Source organism: Paenibacillus pectinilyticus, assembly GCF_001700435.1.
In the GTDB taxonomy this organism is placed as follows: Bacteria; Bacillota; Bacilli; order Paenibacillales; family NBRC-103111; genus Paenibacillus_E; species Paenibacillus_E pectinilyticus.
The window spans coordinates 610,644-631,930 of the sequence record NZ_LYPC01000014.1 but is presented as its reverse complement, the minus strand read 5'-3'; the positions used below and the strand labels follow the sequence as shown (position 1 = coordinate 631,930).

Genomic DNA, 21,287 nt, shown 5'->3' with positions numbered 1-21,287 from the left:
CAGCAGCGGCAATCTGCTTATCGCCGGGGATGTGGATTCGCTTCTCAAGCTGATTATTTTTTAAACTGCTTCTGATACATTTCGTTGGCTTCCTTGGTCAGCTCGTCTCCGCCCTTAGACTTCCACTCCGCCACATATTTATCGAAATCGCTAAGCGGAACCTCACCACTGATCATTTGAGCAAAATATTTTTGCGTCAGCGCCGTCAAATCCTTCTTATACTTACCGTCCGATGGAAGCGCAGCGAACAACAGCGCATCGGTTTGGCTCGGAGCCGAAGAATAAGTGCGAACAGCTTCGTTCAGCTTCGCATTCGAATATTTATCTCGATACGTACGCGTCGTAATATTGCCCATTGAGAATAAACGGACTCCAACGGCATCACGTTGTTCTTGTTTTTCGAAGCCCGTTAACGCTTTCGTCGCGCCTGAAGTGGCTCCCGCTTCTACAAAGTCCCATTGCGTTCCTTTGACGCCTAAGCTCGTCATATTAATGGTCTCTTCGTCGTTGCTCTCTGCTCGTAAGATCTCAAAAATTTTGTTCAGCTTCGCTGGGTCATCCTTTACCTTGTTACCCAGAACTACGAAATTACTTTTGACTCCCCAATCCCAGCTGCCGCTTCCGCCTGGACCCTTTGGATTTTTACCAAGTTGGAGCTTCGCATTCGGGTTCACATCTTTCATGGCTACATTGGTCGCCCCATCTGCCAGCGCTGCCTTACCAATTTGCTCTTCGATTACACCGATCCGATTATTGTACAGCTTCTTACGGTACGAATCCTGCGTGTCAGTAATGTATTCCGGATCAATAACCCCATCTGCATACCACTGACGCAGCTTTGTAAGAGCAGCCTTCGCCTCCGGCATAATGGAACCGTTCATAATCTGTCCGTTCTTCTCATGCCACATGGTCGGCTCAACGCCATAAGCGCCGAAAATTGAATAGAATCCCGTCGACCAAGTCGACGTCGCCGTACCCGTCAATCCGTATGTGTCGTTTTTACCGTTACCGTCCGGATCCTTTTTGGCAAACGCATAAGCCGCTTGCTCGAATTCATCCAGCGTCTCTGGAAGCTTGGTGATGCCCACCTTATCGAGCCAATCTTTGCGCCACAGCATCGTAAGATCGTATGGTTTTAAATCAATAAACATGGGGATCGCCCACAGCTTGTCACTGAACGTTACTGTTTGGAACAGCGCCTTGGATTGCTCGATATCTTTATAGTATTCCGGCATTTTCTCTTTCACCATGTTAGGGTCAAGGCTCATAAGGACTCCCTGCGCCTGATAAGCGGATACATTCGCTGGATCGCCGAGCATGAACAAGTCCGGTACTTCGCCGGAAGCGATGCTGGCGTCGGTCACTTTAACCGGCTTAATTTTGATATTAAATTTCTGTTCTAGCCATTTCTGTACCGGGGAATCGGCAACGACCGCCGACGCTTGGAACTGAATCCCCCATGTAATTTCAATCGGTTTCGGAGAACCACTCGGTTGAGTCGTTTCCGAAGTAGTTGTTTTATTGGAAGAGCACCCGCTGAGTACTCCAGCTGCCATACTGGCTGCTAGGACAGCCATAGCGACAGGCTTTAATTTTTTAATAGGCAACACAATCTCCCCCTGCTTCACATTCGTTAATTCCGTTCCTTGCTTGCTTCCCCGGCCGGGAGTTAGGGACGGTTACACTTTCTACGTTATCCGTCTGCAAGCGATTTCACAATCATCTTATTCGATTTTCGTTATGTTTTTCCTTTACATGCCCCTCTTTGCACGATTATGTTATTCGATTTTTCGTATGTTTTTCGCCTATCGGCTTCCCCTCCTCGAAGTCTGTGCTATAATTTGCTTGGTGCTGTGTCTAGTTTCCAACTGACTTTGAAAACGCTCACATTAAGAAAGGAGGGTCAGGATGTCCAGTCGTCAAGTAATTCGAAACCGCTCTCTCTTCGTGAAGCTGCTGCTGTCTATGACGGCAATCGTCATCGTCACCGTCATCCTCATTTCTTCGATTACCTATTCGATTTCCGCCGATACCAGCATTCAGAATTCAATTGAGTATAATCAATCCATCATGGAGCAGCAGCGAGAACTGATTCATAAAGAACTTTATGCGATACAGAATATCGCCTCGAGCATGGTCATGACCCAGTCTTACTTGTATCACCAAATAAATGCAAAGCTGAGCGTATCCTCACTCATTGACTTGACACGGTTTCTGGATGAACAGCAGAAGCTGAGTCCTTATATTGATTCCATCTATCTAGTCTATAGTAAGCTCGATCTCGTACTGACCTCTCGTTCAGATATGAAAATGTCTTCGTTATCTTCCTTCGCCGATCGTTCCTGGCTGCCGGTGATGAATGAAGAATCTGGCAAACGAACAACGTGGCTGACAAATCGTCCCGGTGTTACTGTGAAAGGGACGAATGCCATCTCCTTAATGCAAAAAATGCCGCTCATCGGCCCGGTCGATGGCGCCATTGTCATCAATTTGAAGCTTGACCTGCTCTTTAATGAGTATCTGAGCCACTATCATAATAAAAAGGGACAGATGCTTGTCCTTGGGTCGCAAGGTGAACTGCTCTATAGTGAAACAGAAGGAGCCACAGCCCTGATCGGGAATCTGGATAAACGCGTGTTAGCGACTCCCGCAAGCGGATCTTACGTCGATGATGACCGTTGGATCGTCACTTACACCACCTCCAATTTGACAGGTTGGAAGTTCGTCAATGTGACTGAGAAATCCGTCCTGCTTGAGGGGCTTAACCGCATTAAAATGATCGTGGCTGTCGTGGCTGGCCTCTACGTTTTGGTTGCTATACTGTTGTTGTTCTACATTACGAAGCGACTATACCGCCCGCTCAAAAGTGTCATGGCCTATATCAGCGGCACCAATGCCGCTTCCGTGACCTCCACCGGCGACAGCGCAAATCCCGAAGCCCCCCAGCCAGCCGAAGACGAGGCAAGCTTTATCCGGCAGTCATTTGAGCGGCTGCGATTCAGTAGGGAAACACTACTTAGCGAGAAAGAACGGGTGGAAACGCTGCTTGGCGACAACCGTTCGGCGATCAAGGAGAAGTATTTGAGTGACCTGATCAAAGGACGGGTAGGATCTCCCCACAGCAGCGGGCTAGAAAAAGATGTGGCGGAGCTGTTAGGATTAAAGTTGGATTTTGAACGGTTTATCATCCTTACGATTGAGTTGGAGAAGCCGTCGCTGCTGAACGAGGCTACTGACAATCTCCATTTCCATTTGTTTCAATACGGCTTGATTGAAGATCTGGGGGCTGAAATCAATGGCGAAATCTTCGCCAGAGATGATGAACGTATCTTCGTCATACATGCCCTACCCGCCGGTCAAGAAGAGTTTCCAGTTGGACTTGCGAGAAAGCTGCAGCAACATATAGAGAGCCGTTACCAGATCTCCACGACGATCGGCATCAGCCGCACCCATTCGGGCTTACAGTCGGCTCAATCTGCTTATGAGGAATCGGTTGAAGCGCTCAGCCTCAAAATGTATGTCGGCAAGGGCGAAATCGTGCCCTATACGATTGTTAGCTCTTGGAAACAAGATGAAGAAACCTATTATTACCCTTACGAGCTTGAGACGAAGCTTCTTCAGGCCTTGCTGCAACTGAATGAGGAGGAATGCGAAGAGATAATTGTTCGCATTACCCAGGAAATGACTTCACGCAGGTTGGGGAAGGCCAATGTGCAACAACTCTTTTTTCAATTAAGCGGGGAAATTGTAAAAACACTGGTGCAAACCGGCGGGGATATGACAGTCGTTCTTGGCGATCGGCCGTTTGTGCTTTCCGACATCCATACGCTTCGTGATATAGAGGCACGTTTGAAGGAAATGTGCGCCCAAATCATTGCGCACAATCGGGAGAAGCGGCTCAAACTGAATGATATGACACTGCAGCTTGCTACCGATTTTATGGAACAGAATTACAATTACATCACGATCGAGACGGTTGCCAGTCACGTACAGCGAAGTACCTCCTTCTTGAGCCGTATTTTCAAGGAAGCGACAGGTACAACGATCAATGACCATCTAATTCATCTTCGAATCAAACGAGCGTGTGAGATGCTGCTCCAACCGAAATATACGCTGGAGGATATTTGCCGGGAAATCGGCTATTCCAACGTTAGCTATTTTAGCAAGCTTTTCAAATCGCGCATGGGACATACACCAGGCCAATACCGTTTGCTGCAGGCGGCAGATCAGCTTTCGGCGGGTGAGCGTGGAAAAAGTGAGTTGACTTGAAGCAAATTGAACAGGAGAAATTACCACTAAAAAAAGCCAGCCTGGACGCTAAGGATATGTCATCCTAAGGCGGTAGACTGGCTCTTTTGGTTTAGAAGGTTAGGAGCGTGGTCATTCGTGTCCACAGCTCTGGTCCTTGTTCCCCCTCTGACCAAGGGATAAAATGCGGCTTCATCATGTCATGCCAGTTCTCCGGGGCAATGGGGGCAGGCCATGTTCTTCGTGTGGCCCCGTGCTCAAACGCCGGAGTCGGTCGCTCATGATAGGAGAAAATCAGATCCTCGTGCGTTCCGATCGTGTAGGTAGGATTGAAGCTATTCGGCTTCTCCTCTTGCAAGGCATAATGATAGAAAATGTAGCTGCCGTAAAGTTCAGGCTTCAAACGCGCGAGCATGCCGATCCGCTCACGATCAATCTGTCCGTCCCGAACTTCACTCGGTTCCCCGTCATGGAAAATATCAAGCATCGGCACCGCATAGCGCCGCTTGCCCCCACTACCGGGCCAAGTCTCCATCATCGCTCTGCACCCATCCGGCCATTCCCATTCGCAGTGCTCGCCCTCTGTTTCGAAATAGAGGAATAGGTCCCCCATTCTCTCGAAGACCGAGCCACTCATGACACCCCGCTGGCGAAGTTCACTTTGCCAGACCTTGCCTGCTTTCGATAACTCCAATAGGAAGCTAGTCTCGAAGCCTTCCTTCAATTGTGACCGATACATCCATCTCTTCATCGCGCCATCGGGTAGAAACAACGGGCGTTACCCGCTCGAATCTTTCCCTTCTCCTCCTCTGTGAGTTCTTTGGGAAGCACTGCTTCGAATAAGTAAATGACATCCCGGTAATTGCCTGCCTGTAAAGCAACTGGCCAGTCGCTACCGAACAGCAGCCGATCGCAGCCGAACAGTTGGATGAGCCGATGGACAAAAGGCCTAAGTCGTTCTGGACGCAGCCCGCCTGCCATTGTGATCATACCGGACAGCTTGACCGCCGTGCCGGGAAGCTGGCACAATCGCTCCATCCCGGTGTGCCATGGCTCGTTGCGCTGCGCTATAACGTTCGGGCAGCCCAAATGGTTGACGACCGCCTTGAGCATTGGCAGTTCCTCCAAATATGATGCAACCGTACAAAGGTCGTCAGGTTGTACAAGCAGGTCCAGCGTCAGCCCAGCCTGCGCCATATCAGCGAGTGCTGCCCGCAGCTTGTATAGATCCGTTTCGGATCGTTCCTCGCGAAACGCACTGCCATTCATTCGAATGCCGGTAAAGCGAGGATTCGAACGCAGCGACGTCAGCTCCTCGTGGAAGCGCTCAGCGAACGGATCGAGGCCCCCGCTTACCGCAGAGATGACGCGCCAATCCTGCGACAGCTCCAACATAAATGCGGCTTCCTCTGCTGTAGGGGCTGCCTGCACTGCGACAAGCCCCTCGACGCCAAACGCTTGAAGCTCCGGAAGCAGCTGATCTGGCAGGTAATCCTGGTAAAGTACCGTGTTGGCCGGCTTCAGCCATCCGTAATCACCACGCGACAGCTTCCAGAAATGTACATGGCAGTCTATGTACATGACGCTCCGCCTTCCTGGTTCCTCCGGCCTGTCAGCAGGCCAGAGCCGTACGGGTTCGGCCACGGCATGTCATAGCTCGGTGAATTCACGTACCGCTTCATGCCGAGCTTCAGCCTGATTCCCGCCCCCTGCTTCATCGCGACCGCCAGCCACTTGCCATCAACCGTTACGGCTGATCCTTGCGGCTGTCCGTCGGTATCAAGACGCTGCACATCGGTGAACAGATGTTCACCAAACGTCCCTGCCTGAATAACGACCTCGCGTTCGTCAAACAAGCTGGTGTTACATAGCTGGAGCGTCACGCTATCCGACGCAAGTGCCTCAACCAGCGCGGATATGCCCGAAGGCAGGCCCGGTCGACGCTCCTGCGCGTCGAAATAACGTACTCGGGCATGCTGCAGGCCTCCGTGCGAGATGTGCATGGGGCCTCCCAGCGTCAACTGCACAAGCGACTCGAAATAGACCGGGCACATCTCCTGCCAAATATGAATGTTGGAGAAGTCTCCATCGGCAAAGCCGCTCTTCCATTTGTTCGGATCGCCTTTCTCCGAGCGCATCTTCTCCAATTGCCGACCGATCAACTCCATATTTGCCTGTAAGATCCGACTTGGATAATCCGAATTTAGACCGCGAATGTATTGGAACCACGGCTCCGTATTACCAATATAATGCTTCGTCTCCCGTCCCGTCCGACTGTCCCTTCCGGATACGGCCGGCACCGTAATTTCATTCCAATCGTGATCCTTTGGAATACGTTCAATTCTCTCCATATCTTCATCAGCCATGGACATCGTCCATAAATAGACGGGATATTTGGGCAGCGGCTTCCGCCAATCGCTCCACCCCTTATCTCCGTGCTTGTACGGCACCAGAAACAGATCATCTTCCTCACGGCGCAGCGCCCAATTCGCATCGAGCTGGGAACGGGCAAGCGAAAGCCGACTCATATCGCCCGTCAGCAGCACAGCGTTCATGCAGGCATTGGTCAACGGCTCGATGATCGTCATGAAGCCGTGCGGCCATCTCCAGCCATAGTAGCCCCCCCACCATTTGCCGTCGTTGTATTCGCCAATCTTCCCGGACAGTCCGACATTGTCCGGCATAATTCCTCCGTTACTTTGGGTTCTCTCCTCCCAAACCGCGAGATAATCAACCACCCATTGGCGAAGCGCTTCATCGCCCGTATGCATGTAAGCGTGTGCAATTAATCCACTTGCATTCAGATTGAGCGGGACATCCCCACGATTCATTCGTTCGTTCATCATCGCAATGATCTGCTGATAAACCTCGTCGTTGGACCAAGGGCATTTGCGGCTTGCATAATCGACGCCTGGAATGTCCTCATAAGGAGCAGGATAGTGATCCAAAATGCTGCGATGCGTGCTCCAATCCTCCTCGGACACGATAAAGCGGGGTCCATTACTTCCGGTCAGCGGCGACCGAATCAGCCGCTTCTCTTTATCGTAATTAGGAGCTTTAGGATCATCACCCGTATACATGCTTGCGAAACGAACCGCTCTCTGTCGGTCCTTGAGCGTCGTAGGACCAGCTAGTCCAAGGAAGTATAGAAATAAATATCCTTCTCCATGATGCATCCAATCATAGTAACGATCAAATTCACGATCGATCTGTCCATACTCCGTCCATTGCCAGGTAATCCCTTCCCATATTTTGCGAGAAACCTCGTGCAGCTCCCGGCTGCCGCCAAGCACATAAAGCAGCGCCAGATTCATGAATCCTTCATACGGGTCATCCGAGCCGTCCATCCCCGGCCATTCTTTCTGCCAAATAAGGGTGCCATCCGGCTCTGTATAACGCTCGACAAATGCCTTCGCCGCTTGATTCAGTGTGGTAAACAGCCACTGCTCCTGCAGCGCCCACGCTGGCGGCACCATACGATCCACCGCTTCGATGCTCGGTAGCTTGCTTTCTTGTCCATCCATATCGGTTCCTCCTATTCTGCTGGAAACAAACTTTTACCCTGAAATAGCGCATATACTCGGCTCAGTTCCTCCGGAGCCAATCCCCGCCCATCGCAAATCGCCATATTGGCACGCAGTACCTCTGAAGTTGCAGCCCCAGTCAGCGTGACGTGAATCGCTTGCTGCGACAAGCTGAAACGCATGGCTGGCTCGACAAGCCCGTACGGCGCTGTTTTGCGTAAAAACTGCAGTTGTTCCATCCGCTGGGCAGCTTCCTCTACAATGTTCGGCCTCAAAAATGACGCCGGCGTATCGGCAAGAAGCCCGAGTCCGAGTACGCTGCCGTTAATGACCCCTATCCCCTTCTCCGCTGCAAGTGGGAGCAGCTCGTCTTTCGCGGTGTGATCGATCAGCATATACCGCGTGTAGAACTGGATACTGTCAAACCGATCCAGTCGCACATACCGCATCAGGAGCGGCAGGATTCGGGTCGAGATGCCGATAAACCGAATCTTACCGTCCGCCCGAAGTTTCTCAAGCGCAGGAAGCGTCTCGTTCACGATCGTCTCGTACGGAACCTGCTCTGCATCATGAATTTGCAGCAGATCGATCCAATCGGTGCGAAGCCGTTCCAGACTCTCCTCCACCGAACGAATCGTCGTTGCATAGTCGAACGATTCTCCCGGACCTACTGCCTTCGAGGCCAATACGACCTGCCTTCGTCTGCCTTCGCTTAAGGCCTGACCGATTCTACGCTCCGACTCGCCTCTGCCATAGCTGGGCGCGGTATCTATAAAATTAATGCCCCCGTCGATCGCCTCATGGATCATCTTCTCGACGCCTCGTTCATCAGCTGGTCCAAAGACGCCGCCCAAAGGCGCACCGCCAAGCCCCAACTTCGATACGCTGAGCCCCGTTCGGCCAAATGTTGTATATTCCATGTGTCATCCCTCCTACTATAAATTGTAGTGAACATCCTCTATAATAAAATAGCCATAGTTCCCCATCTTATGGCATATCTTCTCTACCCGTAAAGGTGGCGCTCACAATGGAGTTTATATATACAGAATCGATCGGGCTAACCGATCTTGCCGTGCTTGAGGTCGGCACACAAGTCTGTCTGCCTGACATGACCTTCGGGCCCAGTGTAAGAGATATGTACGTCCTCCATTACGTGCACAGCGGGTATGGCACATACGCTTCTGGAGGTCAAAGTGAGCTGATTGGCCCCGGCGGGATGTTCCTCATTGTGCCTGACACCGTCCACTCTTATTGGGCCGACCCTACCCAGCCTTGGCATTACTCCTGGTTCGGATTCGCAGGCACGATGGCCCCCCGGCTGACCGAGCAGGCTGGGTTCACCGCTCCTGCACCCGTCCGGATGACGCCCCCCTCATGCACCGTGGAACCGCTATTCCAGAATTTAATGAGCCTGCGTGAGGTAACGGCTAAAGAACTCTTTCTGACCGCTCTGCTGTACCAGATATTCGGAACGCTAGCCATACCGGACGACGCTCCGCCATTAAGAACCGATGTCGGCCACCACGTACGCAATGCCGTTTCATTTATGAATGCTCGCTATACCGAATCTATCGGGCTCGATGAAATCGCCAAGCATGTAGGGCTGGACACCAAATACCTATGCCGTCTTTTTCAACAGCGCCTGTCCATGTCCCCCTATAGATACTTAACCGACATACGGATGAGAAAAGCGTGCCGCCTGCTCCGCTGGCAGCTTCTTGGAATTGCCGAAATCTCCCGTTCCGTCGGCTATCAAGACCCGCTTCTGTTTTCTCGCATGTTTAAGCGTACGATAGGTCTTTCCCCTACCGCATACAGGGAAAAGGCAAAGCTGGAGACCGGGAGCGAATAGTGATCTATCACAGAGTCCGTCGTAGCATCACTGTAAATGGGGACGATTACGCATACAAAAAAGGCACTCACCCCAGAAGGTGAATGCCTAAAGATAGATTTCCACATTTTCATATGCGTTTCATCCTGTCAATGAATCGGCTTCCGTTTAAATAACAAGTACATGAAGAACGGTGCTCCGATACCTGCCGTAAATACCCCTGCCGGTATATCAAGCGGCATGAACAGCATACGTCCAGCCAAATCAGCCAACAGCAGCAAAATCGCGCCTATTAAAGCCGCAACAGGAATTACGAATGAATACGAATTGCCTACGAGCCTGCGCGCGATATGTGGAGCCATGAGCCCGAGGAATGAAATCATCCCCGCCAACCCGACAGCAGCACCGGCAAGTGCTACACTGTAGAGTAACACCATGACTCGTGTAACCTGGAGCCGACTACCAAGACCCGTAGCCATCGCATCACCTAGCGTCTGAATCGTCAATTCCTTGGCATATAGGAAAGAGAGCGGGATAAAGATGGCAACCCAAGGAAAGATGACCTGTACGTACTTCCAGCTTGTCCCGTAGATGCTGCCCGTCATCCAGTTTAGCACCTGTGCCGCCAAGTAAGCCGGCCCGCTAATAAGTAGAAACATGGTGAGCGCTCCTAACGCGGTCGAAAGACCAAGACCGATGAGCACAAGCCTGTAGGTCGATACCCCTCGTTTCCATGCAAACGTATAATTGATCAGGACTGCAATCAGCGCTCCTACCACCGCAACAACAGGAACCCAATGTATGCTGTAGCCGGAGAACAGTGTCATGAAAGCAACAGCCGCTGCTGATGCGCCTCCTGTGACACCTAGAATCACTATAATTCAGAGCTGCTACAACAAACGCCTTGTCATCCTCCGAATGAGGTGACAAGGCGTTGTTAACGAAGAAATATGACTACAAAGTAGTATTTTTATATCCTTAATGCTTTGATTATACCTCTCTAGCTATCACAGATCTGACAGCTGCCCCTATTTCCTCATAGCTAGTACATCGACATATATTTGATTGCAACCACTCCTCTATGATATCCTCACTTGCGTTAGGCTGGCTATTCACCAAAGCATGGCAAACCATAATAAATCCTGGCGTACAGAATCCGCATTGGAAAGCGAAGTTCTTGACGAAGGCTTCTTGTATCGGTGCATTTCCGCCTAAACCCTCTATCGTTGTAAGGCGGCACCCTTTAGCTTCAATCGCCAGCATTAAGCACGATTTTATCGGCACTCCCTCTACGAGAACCGTACATGCGCCACAATCACCGTTTTCACATCCCGCTTTCGCACCTGTCAGCCCCAATTGTTCCCGCAGTACGCGCAATAACGTATCAGCTGAACGGATCGTGGCATGATGACGTCTATCATTCACATGCAGCTCGATCTCACATTTGACTGTTCCACCCATGGTTATCCACGCCCCCTTCTAAGGCAGCTACTGTCTCTATGATTGTGTTACGCAACACAAATGTTCGATAAGCAGCCGAGCTTAAGATGTCATTCAATATGGGAAATGGCCAAATACGAATGATACGCTCAATTCGTTCTTCCAAAGGAAGGGATACTTCGTTGAGAATATCTTCTATCATCCTCGATCGAAAAGGAACGGCACTTACGCCGCTAAATGCGATTCGGATCCCTTCTTTCGTGCGTAATGCGGAAATACGAACGATCGGGTAATCAATCTTTTCCATTTTCGTCTTTTTCACAGTAAAATAGGGCAGATCGATCACTCTTTTATCCGTCAAAATTTGTAGAACTAGCTCCCCTTTCGCCAATTGTGGTTGGCCATTAAGTACCTGGTGGACGGAGACATGACGAATCCCATTTGGCCCCATAAGAACAACTTGACTATCAGCTAGCAAAAAAGGCAGCAAGGCTTCACGATAAATGAATTTTCCGCAAAGGTTGCCGCCAACGGTTATCTTGTTTCGGTTGGTATGATCAGCAATCCTTCGAGCCGTATCGGCTAACAGTGGGAAAATGGGGGATTCCGAAAGGGTTGTCAACGTAATGGCCGCTCCAATGACAAGTTGTTCACCATATATGTGCAATACATTACACTCAGGGACCGCTTTTATGTCAATGACGGCACCTGTGCGTAGTTGCATGAGACGAGCCATGGAGATAATTTCTGTACCTCCGGCATAGTATAACGGCTCTTGGCCATTGGCCTCCGCCTGCTGATAGATATGAACTGCCTCTTGGTAGGTCGTTGGCTTGTAGTAGTCGAAATCATAAGAGATCATCAGCGTCCTCCCTTAGTTCGCCAAATAAGCTCCGGTATCAGGGGCAGCAAGTTCAACTCACAGCCAGCAGCAAGTGATAACGCATTTGCTAAACAAGCAGCCATCCCGATTGTACCGTGCTCACCAACGCCACGTGCACCGTAAGGGCCCTCCAAGAACGGCGTTTCCACAAAGTCTACGAGATAGTCTGGGTTTTCACCGAAGCGCATCAATTTATACGCACGAAGCTGCGGATTGCGTACAATTCCCGCATCATTGTATATAAACCCCTCACGACTGGCAAAGCTGAGACCCATATTCATACCACCCATGACTTGACCTCTTGATGTAGCTTCGTTAATGACTTTGCCAGCGTCAAAAACGGAGGCAGCTTTCAATATACGATAGGTACAATCACGGGTATCGAATTCAACTTCAACCGCTTGTGCACCAACCGTCCATTGGTGACCTGGAATGCCTTTCCCCGTTTCAGGATCCAGATTACTCAACTGATGAATTCTATACCGTCCGCGACCGATGACGGGCTCCCCGGACGCGCTACCATCCGGATAGGTGTAGCCACTTACGAGTTGTTTGATTTGTAAAAACATGTCCGGATTGTCTCTCACATAAACTTTACCTAGACCAACCTCAAGTTGATCAGGATTCCGTTTTAACACCAGAGAAGCGTTGTGCTTTAATTGAACAATGACATCTTCTGCCGCATTCAATACGGCACGGCCAACCATCATCGTGCTTGTGCTTGCCACTGTTTTCCAATGCTCCGGGGTAATCTGCGTATCGACATCCATTTTGACATGGATCTGTTCAACCGGCATCTTCATCCGCTCTGCAAGGATTTGCGCCATAATGGTGCGGTTTCCTTGACCTATTTCAATCGAACCGACACTGAGATTCAAGCTGCCATCTTGATTGCACGTAATCGTTGCACCAGAGCCCGTATCCATCCCTGATGAGGAAGTTTTCCAAACACAAGCCATTCCTTTTGCTCTAACCTTGAAGCGATCGACTGTAAGCCATTGCCCTTCTTCCCACTGGATAAGCTTTTTTAATTTAACTATACATTGCGTCAAATCTCCGATATTGCTCCGATTCAGCGGTGCTTGTGTTGGCGTTGTATCCCCTGGCTGAATAACATTAGTAGTGCGGAGATCTATGGGGTCCATTTGTAGCTTCTTCGCGAGTAGATCCATTGTGCGCTCCACACAAAAAGCTGCCTCCGTATGTCCGAAGCCTCGAAATGCGTTCGCATAGGGATGATTCGTATAGATGCATAAAGCATCGCACCAAACGTTATCGATCTTATATGGTCCTGTACAATCAACAGCAGCCGCTTGCGTTACGGCAGGTCCTGAATCTGAATAGCCGCCTGTATCAAACAAAAAGGTAATTTCAGTGGCCATCAACTTCCCATCTCTTGTTGCACCGATCTTCACTTTGGCTTCCAACCCAATGTGACAAGGTGAGCTCACCATGTCTGACTCGCGTGTATTATTGATTTTAACCGGCCGACCTCCACAAGCTTTCGAAGCCAAATAGGCGATGTATTCAAGTTGAATCGATCCCTTACCCCCAAACCCTCCCCCAACAAACGGTACGTGTACAACAACTTTGGATTGCTCAACTTGAAAGAAGCGTTCAAATGAACGCTTTATCATAAAGGGGTCCTGGGTTGAGGTTTGGATCTCAATCAATCCGCTTGGATTCACTTCAACGATGGAGCATCGTGGCTCCATGGCACTATGATCCGAGGTATTGAAGGCAAAGGTGGCTTCAACGACCACCTCGCTTGCCAACCAACCTGCATGCATGTCACCTTTTCGGATTTTCACTTGACTAGCAATATTGGTACGAGGAACAGGATACACACTCCCCATTTTCTGATAATTCCCCAAGTTCTCATGAACCAGAGGCGCATTCGGTTGTAGTGCTCCCCTCGGGGAATTAACTACGGGAAGTTCTATGAATTCCGCTCGAATTAGATCAGCCGCCCGTTTCGCAATCTGTTCTGTTTCCGCAACCACGACAGCGATTGGCTCGCCGAAGTAACGTACTTTCTTAAAGGCTAGTGGTGGACGATCAGCGAGAACTCCTCCGGTTAGGACAGGAGCATAATCACCTGTGATCACTGTTTGTACACCACTAACTTCTAAAGCTTTGGAGACATCGATAGACACAATTTGGGCATGCGAATAGGGACTAACCACCAGCCAGCCATGCAGCAGACTAGGACTTTGCAAATCATTCGTATACTTAGCAAATCCTGATACTTTATCTTTCGATTCAATCCTTGGAATCGCTTTTCCGATGATGGACAATCTCTACACACCCTCTCTGTTGTGACAAACACAAACACGTCCACAACGTATCCCAAGAGCGGAGCATTTTCCTATATCATATAGCGAAAAATCTTGTCCTATTCTTCCATTAGCTCACATTCAATTAAGCTTCTCGTGTCTATATCTAGCTTACATGTCTTTACTTCAAAACCATTGAAATCAAGGCGCATTTCCAAGTTCATGCTCGGAATCCTAACCACCGTTGATCTCACTTGCCCTGTAGGCTCGTATAATCGCAAAATATAGGTATCTTCGCTTTGTTCGGCTCGCTTGAAGGCCATCATTTGGATCACTTCATCATCAAGTTGAACCGCTGCTGCAGGTACTTGCCCTTCACCGTGAGGGAAAAACGAAAGTGCATACGGCTTCTCGTTCCATTGAAGCGCCTCGCGCTCAATGCGAGCAAGTCTATCCGATTTGGGGCCAGCATTCAACCAGAACCTGAACATTCGTTCACCTTGGTCGATTCGTGGGGAAAACCGATCATTTGGCATCAATGGTCGATCAAGAATTGGATGTGCGGTGTAAGCCGCCCCGCGTATGAGGGAAGGTCTCATTACACCATGCGAGCAATCCGATCCATAAATCCCATCATTGATCAGAGTAACAGCGGCGTTGTCAGTTTCGGACATGAGCGCTGTCCATTTTTGAGCAACAACTTCCGTTCCATCCGTTTCAAGAGCCTGCACGCCATAAATCGTCTGCCCTGCATATCTGCTCTCATCCAGCACGGTTGGAATGGCAAGCTTCAACATCGTGTCCTTCTCTTGCCAGAATACACGCACATGGATCTCTACCTCTGTCCCACGTTTGGGTAGCTTATACGTGATGACGACAGCGGAATGACCATACATCAACAGCGATTCAATAACGGTACGCACATCACCGTCTTCAATTACCCTGACAGAAGGGAGAATTCCTTCGGAGACCCCCGAGAATGCCGTCCCCTCTTCGGGTGACATAAGACGGAAGGTCCCCTTCACGTCATTAAACCTGTCCGTATCCATCCGCCAAGGATCCCCATTGTCAGAAACTACCAAAGGTTGAAAAGCTCCCACTTTGAGATAAGATATACCGTTAACATTATACTGATCCATCAACCCTGTTTGGGTATTAATGACCACGTGTAGCGACGGTGTTCGGAAATGTATATCACCGTCTTCGAGTTCCACCTGCGGTATAGGCTTCGAAGTCAGTAACTCGATCCGACAATCAAATCGGTTCATGGCGGAAGGCGATAATTGAGCCTCGAACACAACTCTTTTACGCCAGTCCAAACTTAGATTGCTATGCTCCTTCTCCGCTTGTGATGGAATGCGCACGCCATCCTGATAGACGACAGGCATCGAGAATTGATCCTGCCAGTTCTGATCCGCAAGCATAAATTCACATTCAAACACACCTCGTACGGGATAAGGATGCGGGTTGTAGACGAGTATCGGATACTCCCCTTCTCCTGCTTCCTGTTGACCGCTCGATAAAGCAAAGAATGCCCGTGCTTTTAACCTTGAGGCGATTTCCAAACCATGATCTATTAACCGAAGGGAAGCTTCTTCTGCAGGCTGAATCGAAGTTCCAGGTAAAATATCATGAAATTCAGCCACCATGAGATCATGGAACGCATCTTTAAGTTCTTCCTGTGGATAACGAAGGTAACCTTGCATAGCGGCTGAGGAAAGCATTTTTTCTGTTTGGTACAGTTCATTCTCCAGCTGACGATGCTTTTGCTTAATTCGGATCATCGAGGTATAGCATCCAACAAAACGTCGATTCAGGTCTTTTTCATGTCGCGGCAGATCATCCGCTTTCTTTGCAAGATCCGCAAAGTAGGCCTCTGGTGTTGAATGTACGACCTCAACTTGATTGGACATTGAAGTAATCAAGGCACCGATATGATTTAGATCTATCCGTGAAGGTCCACCGCCGTGATTGCCGACACCCCATAGTACAAGCTCTAAATCCTGCGTGGTTTGTTTATTTATTCTCTCTTGCACCTTGATATGCGCTTGACCAAGCTGCGTGTTATAACCGTCTTGTATTTGATGAGCTAGTACTTCAGAGCCATCGAACCCTACCCAGACGAACTCTTGTGCTGGACCTGCAACGCGGTCCTCAGGACGCATGAATAAATAGGAATCAAATCCTGCTTTCCTCATGAGTTGTACAAGACCTCTCGAGTGCCCGAAGGAATCAAAATTAATAGCCGTGGTTGGACGTACGCCAAATTTCTCTTTAAAATAGGTCCGCCCGAGCAAGATTTGCCTTACCATCGACTCGCCGGAAGGCATATTGCAATCAGGTTGTAAATACCACCCTCCCATGATGTGCCACTTACCGGCTTGTACCAGCCCCTGTATTTTACGAAATAAAGAAGGCTCGTACTCCTCAATCCATTTGTATAGCAAGGCTTCATTATGGTTAAATACGTACCCCTCATATTCTTCACAAAATGCAGCAGCAGCCCGAAAGGTGGATACCGCAGCTGCCGCCCCTTCTTCCCACTCCCATTGCCATACCGGGTCCAAATGTGCATTGCTTAGTAAATGAATTTTCCGCATTGAAATCTCTCCTCTTGATTCTGAATCGATGTCTTCTGCTCCCATTTTCTCAAAATCCCCTCCTTGCGTATATTCACTGGAATCACAAGTTTTTGAACAAAAATAACATGCCAAGAAGGCTGTGCTATACTAAACTCATACATCCTAACTTTTCGTAAAGGTGATCATCATGAGTCAGAGTCAATTGAATCCACGTCATCCACAAGAAATACCATTTTTAGGTGTCCAACCTTATCAAACTATGCTGAGTGGAAACCTAACGATCAATGATGCTGCCGTTGAAATCATCGATCTTTTAGTAGAAGTACCTGCGGGCTTCGCACAGTGCCCACCGCACCTCCATACGTGGTATGAGCTTAATTATGTGTTTGAGGGGCATATGCAAACGAGCTTCGGGGGATCGATGATGGATATTCACGCAGGAGAGTTTTTCCTCATTCCTCCGGGGATGGAGCATGCTCATGCCTATGAACCCAATGATCCACATAAGGGCGCATGCTTAAGGTGGCGGGTGGATCGCGGCAAGGTGGAGTTGCCCATGAATACGCTCTCAACCTACGAACAACTTGGCGTCTTATCGCGTTGGAAACCTGGCGTCTATGCTGATGAGTTTGGGCTAGGCAAGCTTCTTACGTCATGCTTTGAAAATGCCAAGCAGAACGGCTCATCCATAGCCACTTTGCTTCAAATTGTGCAAGTCATCTTTGCTTTAACAGAGTTGTCGTCGGAAAGGACCCGGTGGATTGAAACCGAAGCCAATTCTGATCACTCGTTGCTCCGCAAGGTCGACATCTATTTAAATGATGACCAAAGTTATCATGTAGACGTACACCGACTAGCCGCATCCCTCCATATGAGTTATGGGCATCTAGCTCGAAAGTACAAGAAATTAAGTGGTCAAACCATTATAGACCGCTTGAGTCAGATACGCTTGGAACGCTCGTTAGAATTATTGAGAGGTACGGACCAGCCCATACAAGAAATTGCCTATACGACAGGGCTATCCAGTTTATCGTATTATAGTCGTTTATTTAAAAAGAATTATGGAATGAGCCCTAAAGAATATAGAGATAAAGGGAAAGAAAAAGGCATAGCTCCTAGTTGAGTTACGCCTTTTTTTAGTAAGTAACGACTCTAAGATTCCAGTTAGATCCGTGTTCGTTGACTTTTTACCCAGGCATTTATGCTATAGTCTCTAGGACACTGGGGATCCGTTTATTACATAATTTCTGTAGGCTCAAAAAATACATTGCAGCTGTTGTTATATCACCTCTTTCCATTGTTTCTTTTATTATATGGTTCAACGAATGAAGTTCTGTATACTTGAAATCGGCAATAAATATATCAATTTTTTTCATCCCCTTCGCAAAAAAACGAGCTTCTAGATCAATCTCTAGGGCTCGCATTATTATCCTACTTTTTCACTACTACTCCCAAGCCATTTCTGCACGAGCGAGCAGATCTTTCAAAGCACGAACCGCGGTAACAACTCGTTTTGGGTTACTAGCATGCGGCAAATAGTGATGCAAATGTGGCTCTACAGATAGAAAACCCGCGTACCCGCTCTCACGTAATTTGATTAGCAAACGATCAAGTTGTCCTTCACCGACGCCAGCAGGAACGAATTGACTAGTCTCACTCTTCGCATCTTTGATATGGACATAGGCTAAATAACGATCTAATTTCGGATAAGCCTCATCGACCGGTTTCACATTATTCATAACGAAATTCCCTGGATCAAAAGCTAAACGCATTGAATCTGATGAACAATGCTGTAGAATATCCAACAAGCGTTCATCCTTCGAGCCATACAGATGGTTATCATTTTCCAAGATGAGGATCACCTTATTTTGCTCCGCTATCACAGTTAGTTGCTTCATTCTGCTCATGACTTCTTCCCTAATAACATCCAAATCGCCTTTTTCTGGCGGCTGGTAGGAGAAAATTCGAATGAATGGCGTACCAAGTACCTTCGCTGCTCGGATGGCAAGGTGCAAAGCATCTAGCTGAGGCGCAAACTCTGCTACAATCGGATATTTGCCAATTGGCGACGCAACTGATGAGACTGCAAAATCACGCTGATCTATCAATTCGCGAATAGACTGAAGCTCAGCTTCGGTCAAGTCTAGAACATTTTTCCCCCAGACGTTACGGATCTCGATATGAGCAAGTCCCTCTAGTGCAAGCACATCCAACTGCTCTTCCAAATCACCTGAGATCTCATCTGCGAAGCAAGTAATCTTTACTTTGGACATGGCGGATCCTCCTCTTATTTCGTCGTCCCGTAGGATGCTGACATATCAAGTGCTGATACTGAAGACTGATTTACTTTTTTAACGAAACTCGAGGTTTTAATTTTCTCATCCAGATGAGCTTGGAAGGCGTCACCATCAATCGGCACTGCAATGGGACGGTTTTCAAAGGAAGACAGCATAATCCCGTTTGCCAAGGTTAACGCGCCAATTCCTTCTGGACCTTCAGCAATTAAATCCACAGTCTTGCCGATTAATCGGTCTATCAATCGTCTGGTTACGACTGGGTGTCCATTGGGAACCGTCGTATCTACTGCAATTTCTACAGGTTCAATCTCCCAAGTCACAAATTGCTGCTCAGTCTCTCTCGTGAAAGTTAACATTGATTCGGGGTATTGGTAATGCAACAGCTTGCCGTTCTCTAGAATCAACTTCCCGTTATCTCCTACAATTTCCAACCTGTTCGTACCTGGCAGCTCAGCTGTCGTCACGATTAAGTGGCCAATCATTCCATTCTCATGTTCAAAATACGCCGTCACCTCATCCTCTACCTCAATATCATGATACTTCCCAATATGGGCATGACCTGAAATGAGGGATGGCATTCCGAACACCCATTGGTACATGTCGAGTGTATGCGGACACTGATTCGTCAGAATACCGCCGCCTTCACCTGCCCATGTTGCACGCCAGCCGCCGCTGTTGTAATACGTTTGCGAACGGAACCATTTGGTATGAATCCATGTCGCCCGGGTTAATTGGCCTAACATTCCGCTCGCTACCATATCTTTGAGCTTCGCATAAAATGGAAGCGTTCTCTCTTGAAACATAATAGCGAACTGTAAGTTCGGGTAAGTCAGTTTCGCAGCTTCGTACGCAGCAATCATCCGATTCGCATCGTTCACATGCACGGCGATCGGTTTTTCACACATCACGTGGATGCCATGCTCAAAGGCTTCAATCGCAATAACCGGATGATCATAATGCGGCACTGCAATGATGACGACATCGAGACCCGATTGTGCGAATAAATCGCTGGCGGTGTAGTACGCTTCTGTCCCAAAAGTCTTCGCATGCTGATCTGCCTTTTCTTGATCCACATCACAAACACCGACGATCTCGACGTTCGCCATTTCGCTCAAATACTTCAGATGTACTTGACCGATGTTGCCAATCCCAACAAGTCCAAATTTCACGATTTGATTACTCACTGTGAAAGCCTCCCCTTCATATTGAATAACTCACTATCATCTTATATTATTATAATTACTATATCCTTGAAGAAATTGCCTCAAAAGTGGATAATCTTGCTTAATTAGAAAGGGAGATCGACAATGATATCGGACTACTTAGCTCATATCGATGAGCATGTAAACTTTCAGCATGCAACAAGAAAGCCTCCCTTTAATGTTCATTTCCATCTGCATCAAGGCTGCGAAATTTTCTTCTTAATCCGTGGTGACGTTAACTATTTTGTCGACAAAACGGTATACCCCCTGCAGTATGGGGATCTGATCATTACGAATGAGCATGAGATTCACAAACCCGCTTTATTAAGCGACGCTACCTATGAACGTGTAACAATTGAGTTCAATCCCGCTATCATAGCACTCTTTCAAACCGAATATATTCAACCCTTACATTGCTTTTATAATCGTCCCCTTGGCGAAAATAATAAAATAAGACTGACTGAGCAAGAGGCCTCTTCCTTGGTCTCGTTATTTCATACCTATCATCAAACTCAAAAACATTCCTTCCATGGGGATGCTCTGATCAAGCTGGGGTGCATGTTAGAAATCATTTCACTCGTTGGCCGGTATTATGAGACGAGAAATGATAAGGATCCTGGTTTGGATTTACCTCCGCGCTTAACACCTATTCTAGCTTATCTCAATCAGCACCTGGCGGAGGATTTATCCCTCGAACGACTTGAGAAACTGTTTTTTATAAGTAAATATCACTTGAGTCGACTCTTCAAAAAGCATACCGGCAGTACGATCCACGAGTACATTGTGTATAAGCGCATCTCCCTCGCTAAACAGCTGCTCAAGGACGGCGCGAACGTGACAGAAGCTTGTATGGGATCAGGCTTTAACGATTACACAGGATTTCTTCGCATGTTTAAGAAGAAGATCGGCGTGCTGCCTAAGAACTACGCGAAGCAAGCTAATACTCCAGTAATAAAGCCTGATTCCTATAGTACATAGATCTTCTCCCCATCTTAGAAGTAAAA

At 48.4% G+C, this 21,287-nt stretch carries 16 protein-coding genes; 4 read left to right on the top strand and 12 right to left on the bottom strand.

Annotated elements, in window-relative coordinates; all coding sequences use genetic code 11:
- Positions 1-53: 53 nt before the first annotated feature.
- Positions 54-1,607, bottom strand: a complete 1,554-nt coding sequence (locus A8709_RS09935; RefSeq protein ID WP_065852200.1) for an extracellular solute-binding protein — start codon at positions 1,605-1,607, stop codon at positions 54-56.
- Between the two features lie 301 nt (positions 1,608-1,908).
- On the opposite strand from A8709_RS09935, the gene A8709_RS09930 reads away from it, so the two are divergent.
- Entirely contained in the window at positions 1,909-4,269 is a 2,361-nt protein-coding gene (locus tag A8709_RS09930; protein WP_065852199.1) for a helix-turn-helix domain-containing protein, read from the top strand.
- A 91-nt stretch (positions 4,270-4,360) separates the two neighbouring features.
- Here the strand turns inward: A8709_RS09930 and A8709_RS09925 are convergent, their stop codons facing one another.
- Genes A8709_RS09925 through A8709_RS09910 form a run of 4 tightly spaced genes read right to left on the bottom strand, consistent with a single transcriptional unit; the run spans position 4,361 to position 8,692 of the window.
- A complete protein-coding gene (locus tag A8709_RS09925; protein ID WP_065852198.1) occupies positions 4,361-5,020 on the bottom strand; it encodes a hypothetical protein in 660 nt (219 codons plus the stop codon).
- On the bottom strand, positions 4,996-5,829 hold the full coding sequence (locus A8709_RS09920; RefSeq protein ID WP_065852197.1) for an amidohydrolase family protein: 834 nt from the start codon (positions 5,827-5,829) through the stop codon (positions 4,996-4,998). The genes A8709_RS09925 and A8709_RS09920 overlap by 25 nt, the downstream gene beginning before the upstream one ends.
- A complete protein-coding gene (locus A8709_RS09915; protein WP_065852196.1) occupies positions 5,820-7,772 on the bottom strand; it encodes a DUF8034 domain-containing protein in 1,953 nt (650 codons plus the stop codon). The genes A8709_RS09920 and A8709_RS09915 overlap by 10 nt, the downstream gene beginning before the upstream one ends.
- An 11-nt stretch (positions 7,773-7,783) precedes the next feature.
- Positions 7,784-8,692 carry an aldo/keto reductase gene (locus A8709_RS09910; RefSeq protein WP_065852195.1) on the bottom strand — a complete coding sequence of 303 codons (909 nt, stop codon included), beginning with the start codon at positions 8,690-8,692 and terminating at the stop codon, positions 7,784-7,786.
- Positions 8,693-8,799: 107 nt separating this feature from the next.
- Here A8709_RS09910 and A8709_RS09905 point away from each other — a divergent pair, with 107 nt between their 5' ends.
- On the top strand, positions 8,800-9,624 hold the full coding sequence (locus tag A8709_RS09905) for an AraC family transcriptional regulator (protein ID WP_065852194.1): 825 nt from the start codon (positions 8,800-8,802) through the stop codon (positions 9,622-9,624).
- Positions 9,625-9,752: 128 nt separating this feature from the next.
- On the opposite strand, the gene A8709_RS09900 is transcribed toward A8709_RS09905, so the two are convergent.
- The 5 genes from A8709_RS09900 to A8709_RS09880 all read right to left on the bottom strand — a co-directional run bounded on the left by A8709_RS09900 (position 9,753) and on the right by A8709_RS09880 (position 16,802).
- A complete protein-coding gene (locus tag A8709_RS09900; RefSeq protein WP_244163145.1) occupies positions 9,753-10,478 on the bottom strand; it encodes a FecCD family ABC transporter permease in 726 nt (241 codons plus the stop codon).
- 115 nt (positions 10,479-10,593) lie between these two features.
- On the bottom strand, positions 10,594-11,064 hold the full coding sequence (locus A8709_RS09895) for a (2Fe-2S)-binding protein (protein ID WP_065852193.1): 471 nt from the start codon (positions 11,062-11,064) through the stop codon (positions 10,594-10,596).
- On the bottom strand, positions 11,042-11,905 hold the full coding sequence (locus tag A8709_RS09890) for an FAD binding domain-containing protein (RefSeq protein ID WP_065852192.1): 864 nt from the start codon (positions 11,903-11,905) through the stop codon (positions 11,042-11,044). The genes A8709_RS09895 and A8709_RS09890 overlap by 23 nt, the downstream gene beginning before the upstream one ends.
- Positions 11,905-14,223 carry a xanthine dehydrogenase family protein molybdopterin-binding subunit gene (locus A8709_RS09885; RefSeq protein WP_065852191.1) on the bottom strand — a complete coding sequence of 773 codons (2,319 nt, stop codon included), beginning with the start codon at positions 14,221-14,223 and terminating at the stop codon, positions 11,905-11,907. The genes A8709_RS09890 and A8709_RS09885 overlap by 1 nt, the downstream gene beginning before the upstream one ends.
- A 98-nt stretch (positions 14,224-14,321) precedes the next feature.
- Positions 14,322-16,802, bottom strand: coding sequence for a glycoside hydrolase family 38 N-terminal domain-containing protein (locus A8709_RS09880; RefSeq protein ID WP_065852631.1), 2,481 nt, complete (start codon positions 16,800-16,802; stop codon positions 14,322-14,324).
- A 169-nt stretch (positions 16,803-16,971) separates the two neighbouring features.
- Between A8709_RS09880 and A8709_RS09875 the strand changes: the two genes are divergently transcribed.
- A complete protein-coding gene (locus A8709_RS09875; RefSeq protein ID WP_065852190.1) occupies positions 16,972-17,907 on the top strand; it encodes a helix-turn-helix transcriptional regulator in 936 nt (311 codons plus the stop codon).
- Positions 17,908-18,229: 322 nt separating this feature from the next.
- Here the strand turns inward: A8709_RS09875 and A8709_RS09865 are convergent, their stop codons facing one another.
- Positions 18,230-19,057, bottom strand: a complete 828-nt coding sequence (locus A8709_RS09865; protein WP_065852188.1) for a sugar phosphate isomerase/epimerase family protein — start codon at positions 19,055-19,057, stop codon at positions 18,230-18,232.
- Positions 19,058-19,071: 14 nt separating this feature from the next.
- A complete protein-coding gene (locus tag A8709_RS09860; RefSeq protein ID WP_065852187.1) occupies positions 19,072-20,265 on the bottom strand; it encodes a Gfo/Idh/MocA family protein in 1,194 nt (397 codons plus the stop codon).
- A gap of 123 nt (positions 20,266-20,388) precedes the next feature.
- Between A8709_RS09860 and A8709_RS09855 the strand changes: the two genes are divergently transcribed.
- Positions 20,389-21,261: an AraC family transcriptional regulator gene (locus A8709_RS09855; RefSeq protein ID WP_065852186.1), complete on the top strand. Its 873-nt coding sequence runs from the start codon at positions 20,389-20,391 to the stop codon at positions 21,259-21,261.
- Positions 21,262-21,287: the final 26 nt, after the last annotated feature.

What these genes read in the sequence shown, in the direction of transcription:
- A8709_RS09875 (WP_065852190.1), top strand. Translation starts at nt 16,972, where the DNA reads ATGAGTCAGAGTCAATTGAATCCACGTCATCCACAAGAAATACCATTT.
- A8709_RS09930 (WP_065852199.1), top strand. Translation starts at nt 1,909, where the DNA reads ATGTCCAGTCGTCAAGTAATTCGAAACCGCTCTCTCTTCGTGAAGCTG.
- A8709_RS09880 (WP_065852631.1), bottom strand. Translation starts at nt 16,802, where the DNA reads ATGCGGAAAATTCATTTACTAAGCAATGCACATTTGGACCCGGTATGG.
- A8709_RS09890 (WP_065852192.1), bottom strand. Translation starts at nt 11,905, where the DNA reads ATGATCTCTTATGATTTCGACTACTACAAGCCAACGACCTACCAAGAG.
- A8709_RS09915 (WP_065852196.1), bottom strand. Translation starts at nt 7,772, where the DNA reads ATGGATGGACAAGAAAGCAAGCTACCGAGCATCGAAGCGGTGGATCGT.
- A8709_RS09855 (WP_065852186.1), top strand. Translation starts at nt 20,389, where the DNA reads ATGATATCGGACTACTTAGCTCATATCGATGAGCATGTAAACTTTCAG.
- A8709_RS09905 (WP_065852194.1), top strand. Translation starts at nt 8,800, where the DNA reads ATGGAGTTTATATATACAGAATCGATCGGGCTAACCGATCTTGCCGTG.
- A8709_RS09920 (WP_065852197.1), bottom strand. Translation starts at nt 5,829, where the DNA reads ATGTACATAGACTGCCATGTACATTTCTGGAAGCTGTCGCGTGGTGAT.
- A8709_RS09895 (WP_065852193.1), bottom strand. Translation starts at nt 11,064, where the DNA reads ATGGGTGGAACAGTCAAATGTGAGATCGAGCTGCATGTGAATGATAGA.
- A8709_RS09910 (WP_065852195.1), bottom strand. Translation starts at nt 8,692, where the DNA reads ATGGAATATACAACATTTGGCCGAACGGGGCTCAGCGTATCGAAGTTG.
- A8709_RS09865 (WP_065852188.1), bottom strand. Translation starts at nt 19,057, where the DNA reads ATGTCCAAAGTAAAGATTACTTGCTTCGCAGATGAGATCTCAGGTGAT.